The 15,510-nt window shown below is 69.9% G+C and carries 11 protein-coding genes; 7 read left to right on the plus strand and 4 right to left on the minus strand.

From position 1 onward, the window contains the following. Positions 1–134 precede the first annotated feature (134 nt). The 5 genes from AC3WQR_RS28820 to AC3WQR_RS28840 all read left to right on the plus strand — a co-directional run bounded on the left by AC3WQR_RS28820 (position 135) and on the right by AC3WQR_RS28840 (position 8,783). Positions 135–3,635, plus strand: a complete 3,501-nt coding sequence (locus AC3WQR_RS28820; protein WP_492745355.1) for a transglutaminase family protein — start codon at positions 135–137, stop codon at positions 3,633–3,635. Between the two features lie 78 nt (positions 3,636–3,713). Continuing rightward, complete coding sequence (locus tag AC3WQR_RS28825) at positions 3,714–6,458, plus strand: circularly permuted type 2 ATP-grasp protein (RefSeq protein WP_492745357.1); 2,745 nt, start codon at positions 3,714–3,716, stop codon at positions 6,456–6,458. Between the two features lie 40 nt (positions 6,459–6,498). Continuing rightward, positions 6,499–7,320: a basic amino acid ABC transporter substrate-binding protein gene (locus tag AC3WQR_RS28830; protein ID WP_070059477.1), complete on the plus strand. Its 822-nt coding sequence runs from the start codon at positions 6,499–6,501 to the stop codon at positions 7,318–7,320. A gap of 15 nt (positions 7,321–7,335) precedes the next feature. Beyond that, on the plus strand, positions 7,336–8,328 hold the full coding sequence (locus tag AC3WQR_RS28835) for a transglutaminase family protein (protein ID WP_492745360.1): 993 nt from the start codon (positions 7,336–7,338) through the stop codon (positions 8,326–8,328). Next, positions 8,325–8,783 carry a RidA family protein gene (locus AC3WQR_RS28840; protein WP_062476784.1) on the plus strand — a complete coding sequence of 153 codons (459 nt, stop codon included), beginning with the start codon at positions 8,325–8,327 and terminating at the stop codon, positions 8,781–8,783. The genes AC3WQR_RS28835 and AC3WQR_RS28840 overlap by 4 nt, the downstream gene beginning before the upstream one ends. 22 nt (positions 8,784–8,805) lie before the next feature. Here the strand turns inward: AC3WQR_RS28840 and AC3WQR_RS28845 are convergent, their stop codons facing one another. Then, complete coding sequence (locus tag AC3WQR_RS28845; protein WP_492745362.1) at positions 8,806–9,924, minus strand: ABC transporter substrate-binding protein; 1,119 nt, start codon at positions 9,922–9,924, stop codon at positions 8,806–8,808. Between the two features lie 200 nt (positions 9,925–10,124). On the opposite strand from AC3WQR_RS28845, the gene AC3WQR_RS28850 reads away from it, so the two are divergent. Then, positions 10,125–11,189 carry a sensor histidine kinase gene (locus AC3WQR_RS28850; RefSeq protein WP_095947341.1) on the plus strand — a complete coding sequence of 355 codons (1,065 nt, stop codon included), beginning with the start codon at positions 10,125–10,127 and terminating at the stop codon, positions 11,187–11,189. Next, entirely contained in the window at positions 11,186–11,818 is a 633-nt protein-coding gene (locus AC3WQR_RS28855; RefSeq protein WP_062476788.1) for a response regulator, read from the plus strand. Before AC3WQR_RS28850 ends, AC3WQR_RS28855 begins: the two co-directional genes overlap by 4 nt. A gap of 18 nt (positions 11,819–11,836) precedes the next feature. Here AC3WQR_RS28855 and AC3WQR_RS28860 read toward each other — a convergent pair whose 3' ends face one another. The 3 genes from AC3WQR_RS28860 to AC3WQR_RS28870 all read right to left on the minus strand — a co-directional run bounded on the left by AC3WQR_RS28860 (position 11,837) and on the right by AC3WQR_RS28870 (position 15,510). After that, a complete protein-coding gene (locus AC3WQR_RS28860) occupies positions 11,837–13,591 on the minus strand; it encodes a carboxylesterase/lipase family protein (RefSeq protein WP_492745365.1) in 1,755 nt (584 codons plus the stop codon). A 165-nt stretch (positions 13,592–13,756) separates the two neighbouring features. After that, complete coding sequence (locus AC3WQR_RS28865; RefSeq protein ID WP_492745367.1) at positions 13,757–14,761, minus strand: hypothetical protein; 1,005 nt, start codon at positions 14,759–14,761, stop codon at positions 13,757–13,759. Beyond that, positions 14,758–15,510, minus strand: coding sequence for a hypothetical protein (locus tag AC3WQR_RS28870; protein WP_492745371.1), 753 nt, complete (start codon positions 15,508–15,510; stop codon positions 14,758–14,760). Before AC3WQR_RS28870 ends, AC3WQR_RS28865 begins: the two co-directional genes overlap by 4 nt.

Raw genomic sequence — 15,510 nt, forward strand, 5'->3', positions numbered from 1 at the left:
CCCCGGAATCCATGATGCAAACCCTCCCCCAACCCACGCTCGATGGCGCGTTAATTGCTTGGCAACTGGGCTAGTATGCGTCTCACCAGAGACATCTTTTCGATGCAACCTCGCTGCACTGCACGCCCCTACGCATGTCCATCCACGCCGCACTCCACCACGTCACCCACTACACATACGACCGCCTGGTGCAGTTGGGCCCGCAAGTCGTGCGACTGCGCCCCGCGCCCCATTGCCGCAGCAATGTGATCTCGTACTCGCTGCGGGTCGAACCGGCCGAGCACTTCGTCAACTGGATGCAGGACCCGTTCGCCAACTACCAGGCGCGGCTCGTGTTCCCCGAGAAGACGCGCGAGTTCAAGGTCACGGTCGACCTCGTGGTCGAGATGGCGGTCTACAACCCCTTCGACTTCTTCCTGGAGCCGCAGGCCGAGAACTTCCCCTTCAAATACACGGCCTCGCAGGCCGAGGAGCTGGCGCCCTACCTCGTCACCGAGAAGCCCACGCCGCTGCTGCAGGCCTACCTCGACAAGATCGAGCGCAAGGAACAGCGCACCATCGACTTCCTGGTCGGCATCAACCAGCAGGTGCAGAAGGACGTCAGCTACCTCATCCGCATGGAGCCCGGCGTGCAGACGCCGGAAGAAACGCTGAGCAACGGCAGCGGCTCCTGCCGCGACTCGGGCTGGCTGCTGGTGCAGCTGCTGCGCCATTGCGGCCTGGCCGCGCGCTTCGTGTCGGGCTACCTGATCCAGCTCACGCCCGACGTGAAGGCGCTCGATGGCCCCAGCGGCACCACGGTCGACTTCACCGACCTGCACGCCTGGTGCGAGGTGTTCCTGCCGGGCGCCGGCTGGATCGGCCTGGATGCCACCTCGGGCCTGCTGGCCGGCGAAGGCCACATTCCACTCGCCTGCACGCCCACGCCGTCGAGCGCCGCGCCCATCGAAGGCGGCGTCGACGAGTCCGAGGTCGAGTTCAGCCACGAGATGAAGGTCACGCGCATCTACGAATCGCCGCGCGTCACCAAGCCCTACACCGAAGAACAATGGGCCGAGGTGCTCGCGCTCGGCGACGCGGTCGATGCGCGCCTCGTGGCCGGCGACGTGCGCCTGACGATGGGCGGCGAGCCCACCTACGTGGCCACCAGCGACCGCGACGCTCCCGAATGGAACACCGACGCGCTCGGCCCCACCAAGCGCGGCTACGCCACCGAGCTCGTGCACAAGCTGCGCGCCGAGTACGGCCAGGGCGGCTTCCTGCATTTCGGCCAGGGCAAGTGGTACCCGGGCGAGCAGCTGCCGCGCTGGGCGCTGTCGATCTTCTGGCGCGCCGACGGCCAGACGCTGTGGCACGACCCCGAGCTGTTCGCCGACGAACGCTTTCCCACCCACTACACGAGCGAAGACGCGCGCCGCTTCACCACCGTGCTGGCGCACAAGCTGGGCCTCACCGAGCGCTACATCCAGCCCGGCTACGAGGACACCTACTACTACCTGTGGCGCGAACGCCGCCTGCCGGTGAACGTCGACCCCTTCGACTCCAAGCTGGACGACGAACTCGAACGCGTGCGCCTGCGCCGCGTGTTCACGCAGAAGCTCGACGCGGTGATCGGCTACATGCTGCCCATCGAGCCCGGCAACGCCAACAGCGACGCGCCCGCGCTCGCCGGCCCCGGCTGGAAGACCGGCCCCTGGTTCCTGCGCGACGACCGCCTGTTCCTGATCCCGGGCGATTCGCCCATGGGCTACCGCCTGCCGCTCGACTCGCAGCCGTGGGCCAGCAAGGGCGACTACCCCTACCTCATCGAGCGCGACCCGACCGCGCCGCGCGCCGCGTTGCCCACCGCGTCCGACTACCGCGCACGCTATGCCACCGCCACCCCGGTGGCCGGCGCCGACCTGGGCGAGGTGCCCTACACCTTCGGCACGCCGCCCGTGGTGGCCGCGTCGCTGCGCATGCAAAGCCCCGGCGATGCGGCGAAGGGCGATGCAGCAGCTGCGGCTGATCCCGCCACGCCCGCCACGCGCCAACCGCTGCGCGGCGAATCGGCCCATTGGGTCACGCGCACCGCGCTGTGCGTCGAAGTGCGCGACCCGCGCCGCGCCAACGGCCCGGCGGCCGAGAAGAAAGGCAGCGCCTCGGGCGTGCTCTACGTCTTCATGCCGCCGCTGGCGCGCCTGGAGGACTACCTCGACCTCGTCGCCGCCGTCGAAGCCACCGCGCAGCAGCTCGGCGTGCGCATCGTGATGGAAGGCTATCCGCCGCCGCGCGATCCGCGCCTGAAGATGCTGGCCGTGACGCCCGACCCGGGCGTGATCGAAGTCAACATCCACCCGGCCCACAACTGGAAGGAACTGGTCGACCACACCGAGTTCCTCTACAACGCCGCGTTCGAGACGCGCCTGTCGGCCGAGAAGTTCATGACCGACGGCCGCCACACCGGCACCGGCGGCGGCAACCACTTCGTGATGGGCGGCGCCACGCCGGCCGACAGCCCCTTCCTGCGCCGGCCCGAGCTGCTCGCGAGCCTCTTGCTGTATTGGCACAACCATCCGTCGCTGAGCTACCTGTTCTCGGGCATGTTCATCGGCCCGACCAGCCAGGCGCCGCGCGTGGACGAGGCGCGCAACGACCAGGTCTACGAGCTCGAAATCGCGTTGAAGGAGATCGCCAAGAACCGCGAGATCTACGGCCAGAACATGCCCGCATGGCTGGTCGACCGCACGCTGCGCAACATCCTGATCGACGTGTCGGGCAACACGCACCGCAGCGAGTTCTGCATCGACAAGCTCTACTCGCCCGACTCCAGCACCGGCCGCCTCGGCCTGCTGGAACTGCGCGCCTTCGAGATGCCGCCGCATGCGCGCATGAGCATCGCGCAGCAGCTGCTGATCCGCGCGCTGGTCGCCCGCTTCTGGGACGCGCCCTACCAGGCGCCCGTCACCCGCTGGGGCACCGAGCTGCACGATCGCTTCCTGCTGCCGACCTTCGTCAAGATGGACTTCGACGACGTCATCAGCGAGATGCGCCAGGCCGGCTTTGCCTTCGATGCCGACTGGTTCGCGCCGCACTTTGAGTTCCGCTTCCCGCTCGTGGGCCAGATGCAGTCGATGGGCGTGGAGCTGTCCCTGCGCAACGCACTGGAGCCGTGGCACGTGATGGGCGAAGAAGGCTCGGCCGGCGGCACGGTGCGCTATGTCGACTCGTCGCTGGAGCGCATCGAGGTGCGCGTGACCGGCCTGAACGAAAGCCGCCACGTCGTCACCGTCAACGGCAAGGTGCTGCCGCTGCAGCCCACCGGCGTCACCGGCGAGTTCGTGGCCGGCGTGCGCTACAAGGCCTGGAATCCGCCCTCGGCGCTGCACCCCAGCATCCCGGCCCACGCGCCGCTGACCTTCGACCTCGTCGACACCTGGATGAAGCGCTCGCTGGGCGGCTGCCAGTACTTCGTCGCCCACCCGGGCGGGCGCAACTACGACACCTTCCCGGTCAACGCCTACGAGGCCGAAAGCCGCCGCCATTCGCGCTTCACGCGCACCGGCCACACCCCGGGCCTGCTGCGCACGCCGCCGGCCACCATCGAGCTGCCGGGCAGCCGGGAGTTTCCGTTCACGCTGGACCTGCGGCGCTGACCGGTCCGAGGACTCAGGGGGAACCCTGTCGCACCGCCGGATCGGCCCCGGTGACGGTGATGTGACAATCTCCCCCCTGTGGAACCCCTGAACGAATCCCTGTTCGACGCCCAGGCCCCGGAGCATCCGGCGGCGCTGGCGTCTTCGCTCGCGCCGGCGGCCCTGCCTGGGCATTTCGACGAATTGCGGGGACAGGCGACGCCCGCGGCGCCTTCGCGGCCGGTGTCGGGCGCGGCCCCGGCGCCCGCTGCGGCCCCGCTGCTGTACGACGCCGCCGAGGAGCGACCGACCCCGTCGCAATCGCAGTCCCAGTCACAGTCCTCCTCGCAATCACAGACACAGGAACCTTCACCCTCCGGCGACCAGCCCCCGCTCACCCCCGCCTGGAACGCCTTCTTCGAACAGCTCGGCCCCGGCGGCATCAACGACCTGCCGCGGCGTGCGGTCAGCCTGGAGCGGCAGATCCGCGACAACGGCGTCACCTACAACGTGTACGCCGACGCCAACGGCCCGCAGCGGCCGTGGTCGCTCGACCTGTTCCCGCTGATCGTCTCGCCCGAGAGCTGGGCGCAGATCGAGGCCGGCGTGCAGCAGCGCGTGCGCGTGCTCGACCGCGTGATGGCCGACGCCTACGGCCCGCAGCAACTGCTGGCCGAGGGCCTGCTGCCGCCGGCGCTGGTGCGCGGCCATCCGGGCTACCTGCGCGCACTGCACGGCGTGAAGCCGGCCGGTGACACCTGGCTGCACATCGCCGCCTTCGACCTCGCACGCGGCCCCGACGGCAACTGGTGGGTGGTCTCGCAGCGCACGCAGGCGCCTTCGGGCCTGGGCTACCTGCTGGAGAACCGCCTCGCGATCACGCGGCAGTTTCCGCAGGCCTTCGAGGCGCTGCAGGTGCAGCGGCTGGCCGCCACCTACAGCGCCATGATGGAAGGCCTGCAGCGCATGTGCCCCTCGGGCTCGCCGCCGCACATCGCGCTGCTCACGCCGGGCCCGTACAACGAGACCTACTTCGAGCACGCCTACCTGGCGCGCTACCTCGGCCTGACGCTGGTCGAGGGCAGCGACCTCACGGTGCGCGACCAGCGCCTGTACCTGAAAACGCTGCAGGGCCTGCGCCCGGTGCACGGCCTCATCAAGCGGCTCGACGACCAGTTCCTCGACCCGCTGGAGCTGCGGCCCGACTCCACGCTCGGCGTGCCCGGCCTGCTGCAGGCCATCCGCGCGGGCAACCTGCTGGTGGCCAACATGCCGGGCTCGGCGTTTCTCGAATCGCCGGCGCTACTGGGCTTCCTGCCGGGGCTGGCGCTGCGGCTCATCGGTGAAAAACTCAAGCTGCCGGCGCTGCCGACCTGGTGGTGCGGCGAACGCGCATCGCTCGAGGCCGTGCTGCCGCAGTTGGGCGAGAGCGCCATCAAGCCGACCTACCCCGGCTTCCAGGGGCGCTCCAGTTTCGACGCCGTGTTCGGCAGCCAGCTCAGCCGCCGTGAAATCGACGAATGGGCCGGACGCATCGTGCGCGAGGGCGACGTCCACACGGTGCAGGGCTACCTGCCGCTGTCGCAGATGCCGACCTGGGCCAGCGACCTCGGCCCCGGCCACATCGCGCCGCGCGCGCTGATGCTGCGCGTGTTCGCGGTGAGCGACGGCCCGCAGTCGTGGCGCGTGCTGCCCGGCGGGCTGGCGCGCCTGGCGGGCCCCGATGCGCAGATCGCCTCGATGCAGCGCGGCGGCAGCAGCGCCGACGTCTGGGTGCAGACGCACGGCGAGGTCGACCGCACCACGCTGCTGCAACCGCACGCCACGCCGGCCTCGCTGGCGCGGCACCGTGCGCCGGTCACCAGTCGCGCGGCCGAGAACATGTTCTGGCTCGGCCGCTACACCGAGCGCGCCGAAAACGCGGTGCGCCTGGCGCGCCTCACGCTCAACCTGCTGGGCAGCGAAGACCAGTCCTCGCGCCCGCTGCTCGAATGGCTGCACCGCATGGCGGTGCGCAATGCGCTCGTGCCGGCCGAGGCGCCGAGCGCGCCGCAGTCACGCCGCGTGTTCGAACGCGCGCTCATCGCCGAGCTGGGCGACGTCGACCACGGCGGCAGCGTGGGCTACAGCCTGCGCAGCATCCGGCAGGCCGCGGCGGCCGTGCGCGAACGGCTGTCGCAGGACAACTGGAACCAGATCGTGCGCGCCGAAAGCGACTTCCTGCGGCGCGCGGCCGAGCAGGCAGGCGAAGGCAGCTTTGCCGCCAGCGCCGCCCTGCGCGCGCTCGAATCCGCCAGCACCGCGCTGGCCGCCATGACCGGCGCGCAGACCGACCGCATGACGCGCGACGACGCCTGGCGGCTGCTGTCGATCGGCCGCCACATCGAGCGGCTGGGCTTTTTGTCGAGCGCGCTCGAGGCCGGCTTCGCCAACGGCGCCGTGCACGAAGTGAGCGGCTTCGAGGCGATGGTGGCGCTGTTCGACAGCACCATCACCTTCCATGCCCGCTACCAGCAGCGCCGCGACGTCGCCACGCTGGTCGACCTGCTGGTGCTCGACGCCGAGAACCCGCGTTCGCTGGCCTGGGTCACGCAGACGCTGCGCGGGCGCATCGCGCGGCTCGCGGGCAGCGCGCCGGGCAAGCTCACCGCCCTGTCGTACGAGCTGCCCGACCCGGCCACCTGGACGCTCGAACACCTGTGCGCGGCCGGCCCCGGTGCCGACTACCCCGCGCTGGTCGAGCTGCTCGCCACCTGCGAGACGGCCGCGTACCACGTGTCGGACGCCATCGGCACGCGCTACTTCACGCTCACATCCGAATCGCTGCGCTCCGTCGGCGCCTGATTCCATACCTACACAACGATATTTCGAAGGAGGCATTTCCATGTCCGGCATCGCCCTCAACCGCCGTCTCACCCTGACCGCCGCCAGCCTCCTGGTCGGCCTCGCGCTCGCCGGTTGCGGCAAGCAGGAACCCGCCGCGCCCGCGGCGGCTTCGGCACCGCCGCCCGCTGCCGCACCGCGCGTGCTGGTCGTGGGCACCGACGCGGCCTACACGCCCTTCGAATCGCAGAACGAAAAGGGCGAGGTCGTGGGCTTCGACATCGACGTGGTGAAGGCCATCGCGCAGAAGGCCGGCATCGAGGTGAAGTTCGTCAACACGCCGTGGGAAGGCATCTTCAACACGCTCGAGCTGGGCGACCGCGACCTGCTGGTGTCGGCCATCACCATCACGCCCGAGCGCCGCCAGACGATGGACTTCTCGCAGCCCTACTTCGAGGCCCGCCAGCTCATCGCGGTGAAGAGCGACTCGACGGTCGCGAAGTTCGACGACATCAAGAAGCTCAAGGTCGGCGTGCAGAACGGCACCACCGGCGACGAGGTCGTGGGCAAGCTGCTGGGCAAGTCGAGCACCGACATCAAGCGCTTCGAATCGACGCCGCTGGCACTCAAGGAACTCGAAGCCGGCGGCGTGCAGGCCGTGGTGGCCGACAACGGCGTGGTGGCCCATTACCTGGCCAACAACCCGGGCGGCGGCTTCAAGACCGTGAGCGACGCCGGCTTCTCGACCGAGCAGTACGGCATCGCCGTGAAGAAGGGCAACGCCGAGCTGCTGGCAAAGATCGACAAGGGCCTGGCCGACATCAAGGCCGACGGCACCTACGCCAAGATCTACGCCTCGCACTTCGGCGCCGAGTCCAAGTAGACAGCGAGCCGCGCCATGCTGCTGCACGTCACCCACGAAACGCGCTACGCGTACGCGCCGGCGGTCGAGACGGCGCAGCACCTGGCGCACCTGCGCCCGCTGGCCACCGCCTCGCAGGAGCTCGTGAGCCACCAGCTCACGATCGACCCCGCGCCCGCACAGCGCAACGAGGTGCCCGACCTGTACGGCAACACGCGCGCCTTCTTCGCGCTCGAGACCACGCACGACCACCTCATCGTCACGGCCGAGAGCGTGGTGAAAACCTCAGAGCCCGTGCTCTCTCCCGCCGTGGCGCGCGAGCTGCCCTGGGAGGCCGTGCGCGAGCGCTTCCGCTTTCGCAAGGACGCGCCCTTCGACCCCGCCTCGGAGTTCGTCTTTCCCTCGCCGTACGTGCCGCGTCACGACGACTTCGTCGCCTACGCGCGCGCCAGCTTCGTGCCCGAGCGTCCCACCTTCGACGTGGCGATGGACCTCACCGAGCGCATGTACCGCGACTTCGCCTACGACGCCGACAGCACCGAGATCAACACCCCCGCCGTCGAGGCCCTGGCACAGCGCAAGGGCGTGTGCCAGGACTTCGCCCACATCCTCATCGCGTGCTTTCGCGCCATGGGCCTGCCGGCGCGCTACGTGAGCGGCTACCTGCTCACGCAGCCCCCGCCGGGCCAGCCGCGCCTGGTGGGCGCCGACGCCTCGCATGCGTGGGTGTCGGTGTACCTGCCCGGCGAGGGCGAAGGCCCCGAGAGCGTGGGCGACTGGGCCGACTTCGACCCCACCAACGGCCGCCAGCCCGGCGAGGACTACGTCACGCTCGCCATCGGGCGCGACTACTCCGACGTCTCGCCAATGCGCGGCGTGCTGCATGGCGGCGCGCGCCACACGCTGCATGTCGGCGTGACCGTGCAACCCGTGGGGGAAGTGGTGCAGCTGCCGGCGTCGGCGGCGCAAACACAGACACAATCACCCCCGTCATCGTCATCATCATCCCCAGATCAGGAGTCTCCATGAGCGTTTACGACAAGCTTTCCAGCCTCGGCATTTCCCTGCCCCCGGTGTCCGCACCTGCCGCCGCCTACGTGCCCTTCGTGCAGACCGGCAACCTCGTGTTCCTGTCGGGCCACATCGCCAAGAAGGACGGCAAGGTCTGGGTCGGCCAGCTCGGCGCCAACATCGGCACCGACGAAGGCAAGCAGGCCGCACGCGCCATCGCCATCGACCTGCTCGGCACGCTGCACGCGGCCGTGGGCGACCTGAACAAGGTCAAGCGCATCGTCAAGGTGATGAGCCTCGTGAACTCGGTCGGCACCTTCACCGAACAGCACCTGGTGACCAACGGCGCCAGCGAGTTCTTCGCCGAAGTGTTCGGCCCCGAAAAGGGCGCGCATGCACGCAGCGCCTTCGGCGTGGCGCAGATCCCGATGGGCGCCTGCGTCGAGATCGAACTGATCGCGGAGATCGGCTGATCTTCTTCAGGGCGGCTCAGCCTCAATGAATGAGCCGCCCGCCATTTCCGATCATTGAAAGCGTCACGGGGTGCGGACGCACACCCGGATCGTCGCCACTCGACACCGGAATCCCCTCGATCTCACGCCGCAGCATCAGCTTCATGGCGTCCTGCATCGAGCGGCGCGGTGAAGCGGCCAGCGCCGTGCGCGCTGCCTCCACCGTCACCATCGCCACCACGTACCCTTCCAGCGAAAAGTAGCTGAACTCGTCGCGACCCATGTGGCTGCGCATGTCCTGCTGGTAGCGCTGTACCAGCGGCGACGTTGCCAGGCGCGGGTTGGGCATGACCTGCGAGATCACGGTGCCGCGCGCCGCCGGCCCCACGCTCTTGGCGAGCACCTCGCCGTTGACGATCGAGAGCATGTACGGCGTCGGCCTCGCAACACCACTCTCCGCCGCCAGCCCCGACAGCAGCTTCACCCCGCACGGCGTCACGCACAGCGCGAACAGCGCATCGGGCTTCGCCGCGCGCACGCTGGCGGCCAGCGCGGCACCGTCCATCTGCGCCAGCGCCACGCCCTGCTGCCCCACGAGTTCGATGCCCGCGCCGCGCAGCGCGACCTCGAGCGCGGCAAAGGCGTCGCGCCCCAGCCCGTCGTCCTGCCAGACCGCGAACACGCGCCGCTGCCGCACCGACACGGCCTGCGCGACCAACTGGCGCACCTCGTCGGCGTAGCTTGCGCGCAGGTGGTAGATGAGCGCGCGCTGCGCGCCGTGCAGCGCCGACGCGCCGGTCATCGCGCCGATCAGCGGCGTGCCCGCCTCGCGCATCGTCGGGTAGGCCGCGTCGATGTGCGAGGTGCCGGCCGACAGGCCCAGCGCATCGACCTTGTCCTGCACCACGAGCTGGCGGATGTTCTGCGTGTGGCGCTCCACCGAGTAGCCGTCGTCCAGCGCGCGCCACACCAGCTTGTGGCGCCCGAGCAGGCCCTCGCGCTGCACGCGCGCCAGGTAGGCGTCGATGCCGTCCTTCACGTTGCGCCCGGCCTCGCCGAGCGGCCCGCTCAGCGGCAGCGACTGCCCCACCACGATCTCGTCGGCGCGGCCCGGCAGGCCGAGAAAGAGAAGACCCAGAAGCGCAAGCCAGCGGTAGACCATCGTGGTGTTGTCCTTGCCAGCGTCGCCGGCCGTGGGGCAGCCTGAAGCAGGCGGGCCCCGATCTTGGCGGCGCACCATGCGCGGCGGCCATCGGACATTTCCGGCCGGCGCTACGGGGAACCCTGCTGCTCGCAAACCCTCGGGCGCGGCCGTGCGGCGCGGCCCGCGACCTATCATGCAGCGCGCCACCGCCCGCCCCCATGACAGCACCCGCCCGCGAGAGCCTGCAGGACATGCCCTTCGACACCATCGTCGAACAGGCGGTGGCGGGCATCTACGTGATCCAGGACGACCGCTTCGTCTACTGCAACGCGACCTGGGCCGCCATCGTGGGCTACACCGCAGAGGAAATGACCGGCATGTCGCTGGCCGAGATCGTGCCGCCCGACTTCGTGGAAGTCGTGCGCTCGCGCATCCGCATCCGGCTGGCGGGCAATCCGCCGAGCATGCACTTCATCACGCGCGGCCTGCACCGCGACGGGCGCGTGCGCTTTGTCGAAGTCCACGGCTCGCGCATCGAGCACCGGGGCCGCCCGGCCGTGATGGGCGTGGGCGTGGACGTGACCGACCGCGTGCGCAACGAGGAAGAACGCCAGCGCTCGCGCGAGCAGCTGCAGGCCCTGGCGGCCTACACCGCCAACAAGCTCGAGGAGCAGCGGCTGGCGCTGTCGCGCGACGTGCACGACGTGCTCGGCGGCATGCTGACCTCGATCAAGATGGACGCCACCCGCATCCAGCGCCGCGCCGACAACCCCGAGGTGCAGGCGCTCACGCAGGGCCTGATCGCGCTCACGCAGCAGACCATCGACACGGTCAAGCAGATCTCGGAGGCGCTGCGCCCCAGCGCGCTCGACCACCTCGACCTGTCGGTGGCGCTGGCCCACGAGCTGCAGGCCTTCACGCGCCGCTCGGGCGTGCTGCATTCGCTGGACACCGACGCGCCCGCGCTGCGGCTTGCGCCCAAGCAGGCCACCGCGGTCTACCGCATCTTCCAGGAAGGCCTGACGAACGTCCTGCGCCACGCGAAGGCGCAGCGCGTGGACGTGCGGCTGCGCGTGGACGGCGAGCGCCTGCGGCTCGCGCTGCACGACGACGGCTGCGGCTTCGACCCCGACGCCCCCGAAGGCAGCGCGCTGGGCCTTCTGAGCATGCGCGAGCGCGCACGCGAGATCGGCGGCGAGCTGCACATCCACGCGGCGCCCGGCGCGGGCACGCGGCTGGCGCTGAGCGTGCCGCTGCTGCAGCCGGAGAGCGGCCCGGCATGATCGACATCCTGATGGTCGACGACCACACGATCTTCCGCTCGGGCCTGCAGCGGCTGCTGCTCGACGAGACCGACCTGCGCACCACGGCCGAGGCCGGCAACGGCGCCGAGGCGCTCGAGCTGGTGCGCCAGCGCCGCTTCGACGTGGTGCTGCTGGACATCAACATGGAAGGCCGCAACGGCCTGGAGGTGCTTGCCTCGATCCGCGCGCTGCAGCCCGCGCTGCCGGTGCTCATGCTGTCGATGTACGCCGAGGAGCAGTACGCGCTGGTCGCCATCCAGGCCGGCGCGCGCGGCTACATTGCGAAAGACGCGGAGCCCGCCGAGCTGGTGCGCGCGATCCGCTGCGTGGCGGCCGGCGGCCAGTACCTGAGTGCGCGCGCCGCCTCGCAGGTCAGCGGCCAGCTCGAAGGCCGCGACGACCGCCCCGCGCACCAGCGGCTCACGGTGCGCGAGCACCAGATCATGCTCATGATGCTCAAGGGCCTGTCGCTCACGGCCATCGGCGACGAGATGCTCATCAGCGTGAAGACCGTGAGCACGCACCGCAGCAACATCCTCGACAAGCTGGGCGTGGCCAGCACGGCGGAGCTGGTGCTCTATGCCGTGCGCCACGGGATCATCCAGTAGATCGATCGCTTCGGAAACTCAGCGTGTGCCGTTGCGCAGCGGGTCGACGGACTCGGGCAGCGCGTTGAAGTCGATCTGCTGGAACAGGAACTCGCGCTGCTGCGGCGACAGCAGCGAATAGCGCGGCCAGAAGAACAGGTAGTCGTCGGCCGACATGCGCGGCTGGTTGTCGAAGACCATGCGCTTGCTGCACAGCAGGCACACGAAGTTGGTCCAGTTGTTCCAGGTCGTCTGGCCGTCGAACATGCGGCTCGGTGCGCCGTAGCGGGCAAAGCTCGCCGCGTGGCCGATGAACTTGTCCGACAGCGCCTTGCGGCTGCTTGCGTTCGCGGGGTTCCAGGCAAAGCGCATGAAGTTCGGCTCGTCGGTCACGAAGTTGCCGAACAGCGCCGCCACGTCGATGCCGTGGAACGCGCCGAAGGTGTCCTTCCAGGGCTGCGGCGTGTCGTCCCAGTTGTAGTTGTAGCGGTAGATGTCGCCGTTCTGCAGGCGCAGCACGCGGATCACGTTGTCGATCACGTTGTCCAGCGCGTAGCTGATCACTTCGTGCGTCTGCGTGTAGATCGGCCGGAACTCGGGCTTGATCAGCTGGTTGAAGGTGACGCTGCCGGGCGCCGCGTAGTTGGTCAGGTTCCACAGCTCCTGCTGCGAAGGCTGGCCCATGCCGAACAGGAAGGCGAAGTACGAGCCCTCGTCGTGCGTGGAGCCGATCATCAGCGGCATCTTGTTGTAGTTGCCCGCCAGCAGGCCGGGCAGCCCGCTCGCGCGGATCACGGTGCCGTCGGTGAAGTGGCCCGGCACCACCGGGCTGGGCGTGAACTTCATGATCTGCGCCGCGCTCGCACCGCGCAGCAAGGCGGCGATGTCGGCGGCGCTCATGGTCACGCGCTGCGCCGCGGCCTGCAGCGTGGTCGAGGCGCGGCCGGTGTCGACCAGCAGGTTGTCGATGAGCGAATCGGCCGCCAGCGTGCCCACCACCGGCGGATAGGCATTGGGCACGCCCGACATGCACAGTGCGCGGTGGAACTTGCCGTCGGTCAGCGGCGACTGCAGCAGGCCCCAGGTGTTGATGCAGCCGGCCGACTGGCCCGCCACCGTCACCTGCCCCGGGTTGCCGCCGAAGGCGCGCGCGTTGGCCTTCACCCAGTCGAGCGCGCGCACGAGGTCCAGCGTGGTGAAGTTGCCCGAGTCGTCCAGCGCGTTGCCGGTCTTCATGGCCGGGTGGTTCAGCCAGCCCAGCATGCCCATGCGGTACTGCACGGTGACCACCACCATGTTGGCCTTCTGCGCCAGGTAGGCGCCGTCGTAGGCCGGCTCGCGCGCCGAGCCCTTGGTGTTGCTGCCGCCGTGGATCCAGAAGAACACCGGCAGGTTCTCGGCGCTGGAGTTCGGCCGCCACACGTTCAGGTACAGACAGTCTTCGGTGCCCACGGGCTGGCCGAAGGTGGCCGGGTCGGGCTCGCCGAAGGGGTTGCCGACCTGCGCGCACATGCCGGCCAGCGTGGTCGCGGCGCGCGCGCCGCTCCACGGTTGCGGCGGCTGCGGGGCGCGCCAGCGCAGGTTGCCGACAGGCGGCTGCGCGAAGGGAACGCCCAGGAAGGCGTGCGTGTTGTTGGCCGCGACCTTGCCGTAGATCTGGCCGGCGTCCAGCGTGCGCGTGAGGCTCTGGTTGTAGGCGGCCAGCGCGGGCGCCGCGAGCATCGCGAGCGCCCACAGGACGGTGGTGCGAAGCAGCAGGCGAACGAGGCCTGCGAAAGAACGGGAGCGGTGCATGGTGGTTGTCTCCTCGAGGTGGATGCGGCGGGCTCTGACGGCCTCGGTCATGCATCGATTCTCGTGAGCACCCTGCCCCGCCCGCCTCGGTGTCATCGCAGGGGGGCGGCAAGAATCCTCCGATTGACATCCGGCCCGCAAAGGGCCATGCAACGCGGGGCGCGGCTACTTGCGCTTCCAGCTCGCCACGGTGATGTACACGCCGGTTTCCTTCGCGTCGCGCAGGCGCACGCTGTAGCGGCCCGCGCCGTCGGTGCCGTTGAAGACGACCTCGCGGCCCTCCTCGTCCAGCGTCGCGCCCTTGGCGAGTTCGCGGTACGCGTCGACCAGCTTGGCGATCGGCTCGTAGCTGCGCAGCGTGACCTCGGCATCGGGCAGCCGCGCCTCGGGGCGCTGGGCGCTCTGGTAGGCCGTGCGCATCGGCAGGCCGGCCAGCCCCTTGGGCAGCACGATCTTGCCGGCGCTGGCGGTGCTGTTCACCTCGGCCGTCTGCACCAGCAGCGGATGCAGCGACACCGGGAAGCCCGGCGGCAGCTGCTCGGCGCGCCAGCCCGGCACGCCCGGCTGGCCGGTGATGTATTCGACGCTGGCGATCTTCTGCGCGGCGGCCACGTCCGCCGGATCGTCGCTGTCGGCCATGGCCGCGAGGAACGACGGCAGCTGCTTGCTCCAGGCCACGAGCGGCGCGGCGTCGGCCTGGCTGGCACCGGCACGCTGGAAGACCGACAGCACGGTCTGCGGCAAGGGGTTGCACACCTTGGGGTCGTCGCGCTTGGCGGGCGCACGGCAGTGGCCGTTGACCAGCCCCACCGCCTGCACGCGGCCGTCGGCGTCGATCAGCATCGCCGCGCGCTCTTCACCATGGCCGCCGCCGCTGACCGACGCGATCACCTGGCGGCCGTCGGGCCACACGGTGCGCGTGACGTCGAACTTCGAGCGCATGCCTTCGAGCAGCTGCTGCGCGATCAGCGTGTCGGGCTCGGTGTAGTTGCCGCGCGCGTAGCCGACCAGGCCGATCACGGCGCTGCGGATGCGCGTCTGCTCGCTCAGGCGCAGCGTGGGCGGCGGCAGCTCCGTCGTGACGGGCGCCGCAGCGTCTTGTGCGTGGGCGGTGAGCGCGCAGGCGAACACCAGCGACGCGAGCGCCGCCGGAATCAATGTCTTCTTCATTCGGAAATTTCCACTTCGATGTTCGTGATCGCGGGCATGTCGCGCGGAACCGTCGTGCTGACGGAGAAGCTCAGGCCGTTGCGGCTACCGGCGATGAAGCCGTCGCTGGACTCGATGTACTTCAGCGGCGGCGACAGCTGCTTGTAAAACGCCAGCACCTGCTGCGGCGTGTCGACGGTCTGCAGGCGCAGCACGCGCTTGGCCTTGGCGTCGCTCAGCGCGTCCTGCGCGGTGCCGTAGATCAGCGCCTTGGGGTACAGCGGCACCTGCGCGGAGAAGGCCTTGTTGGGCCGCACGATGGGACGCGCCGTGGTGCGCGCGGCGTCCATCGTGAGGTACTCGGTCGTGGCGATCTTCTCGCCCACGCCCTCACCGCCCTGCATGCGGTCGGGAACCTGCTGGCTCCATGCGACCAGCGGTTGCGCCTTGGTGCGGTCGAGGCCGGGGCGCAGGAAGACCGAGAGCACGGCGTGCTGGTCGTCGAGACAACCGCTCGACGACGAGTTCTTGCCGCAACTGCGATGCACCAGTGCGGCAGCCAGCACGTCACCGCTGCGGTCGTCGACCAGCACGGCCGCGCGCTCGCCGCCGTCGTAGGGCCGGCGGTACGACGAAAGCAGTCGTTGGCCGTCAGGCAGCGCCTGCTGCTTGCGGTCGGGGCGCGAGGCCAGGCCCGAGATCAGCTGCTCGGCCAGCAGGCCTTCGGGCCAGTAGTAGGAGCCCGAGGCCATGCCGGCGAAGCGGGTCAC

Source organism: Variovorax sp. FW305-3-2-15-B-LB1, from assembly GCF_058787635.1.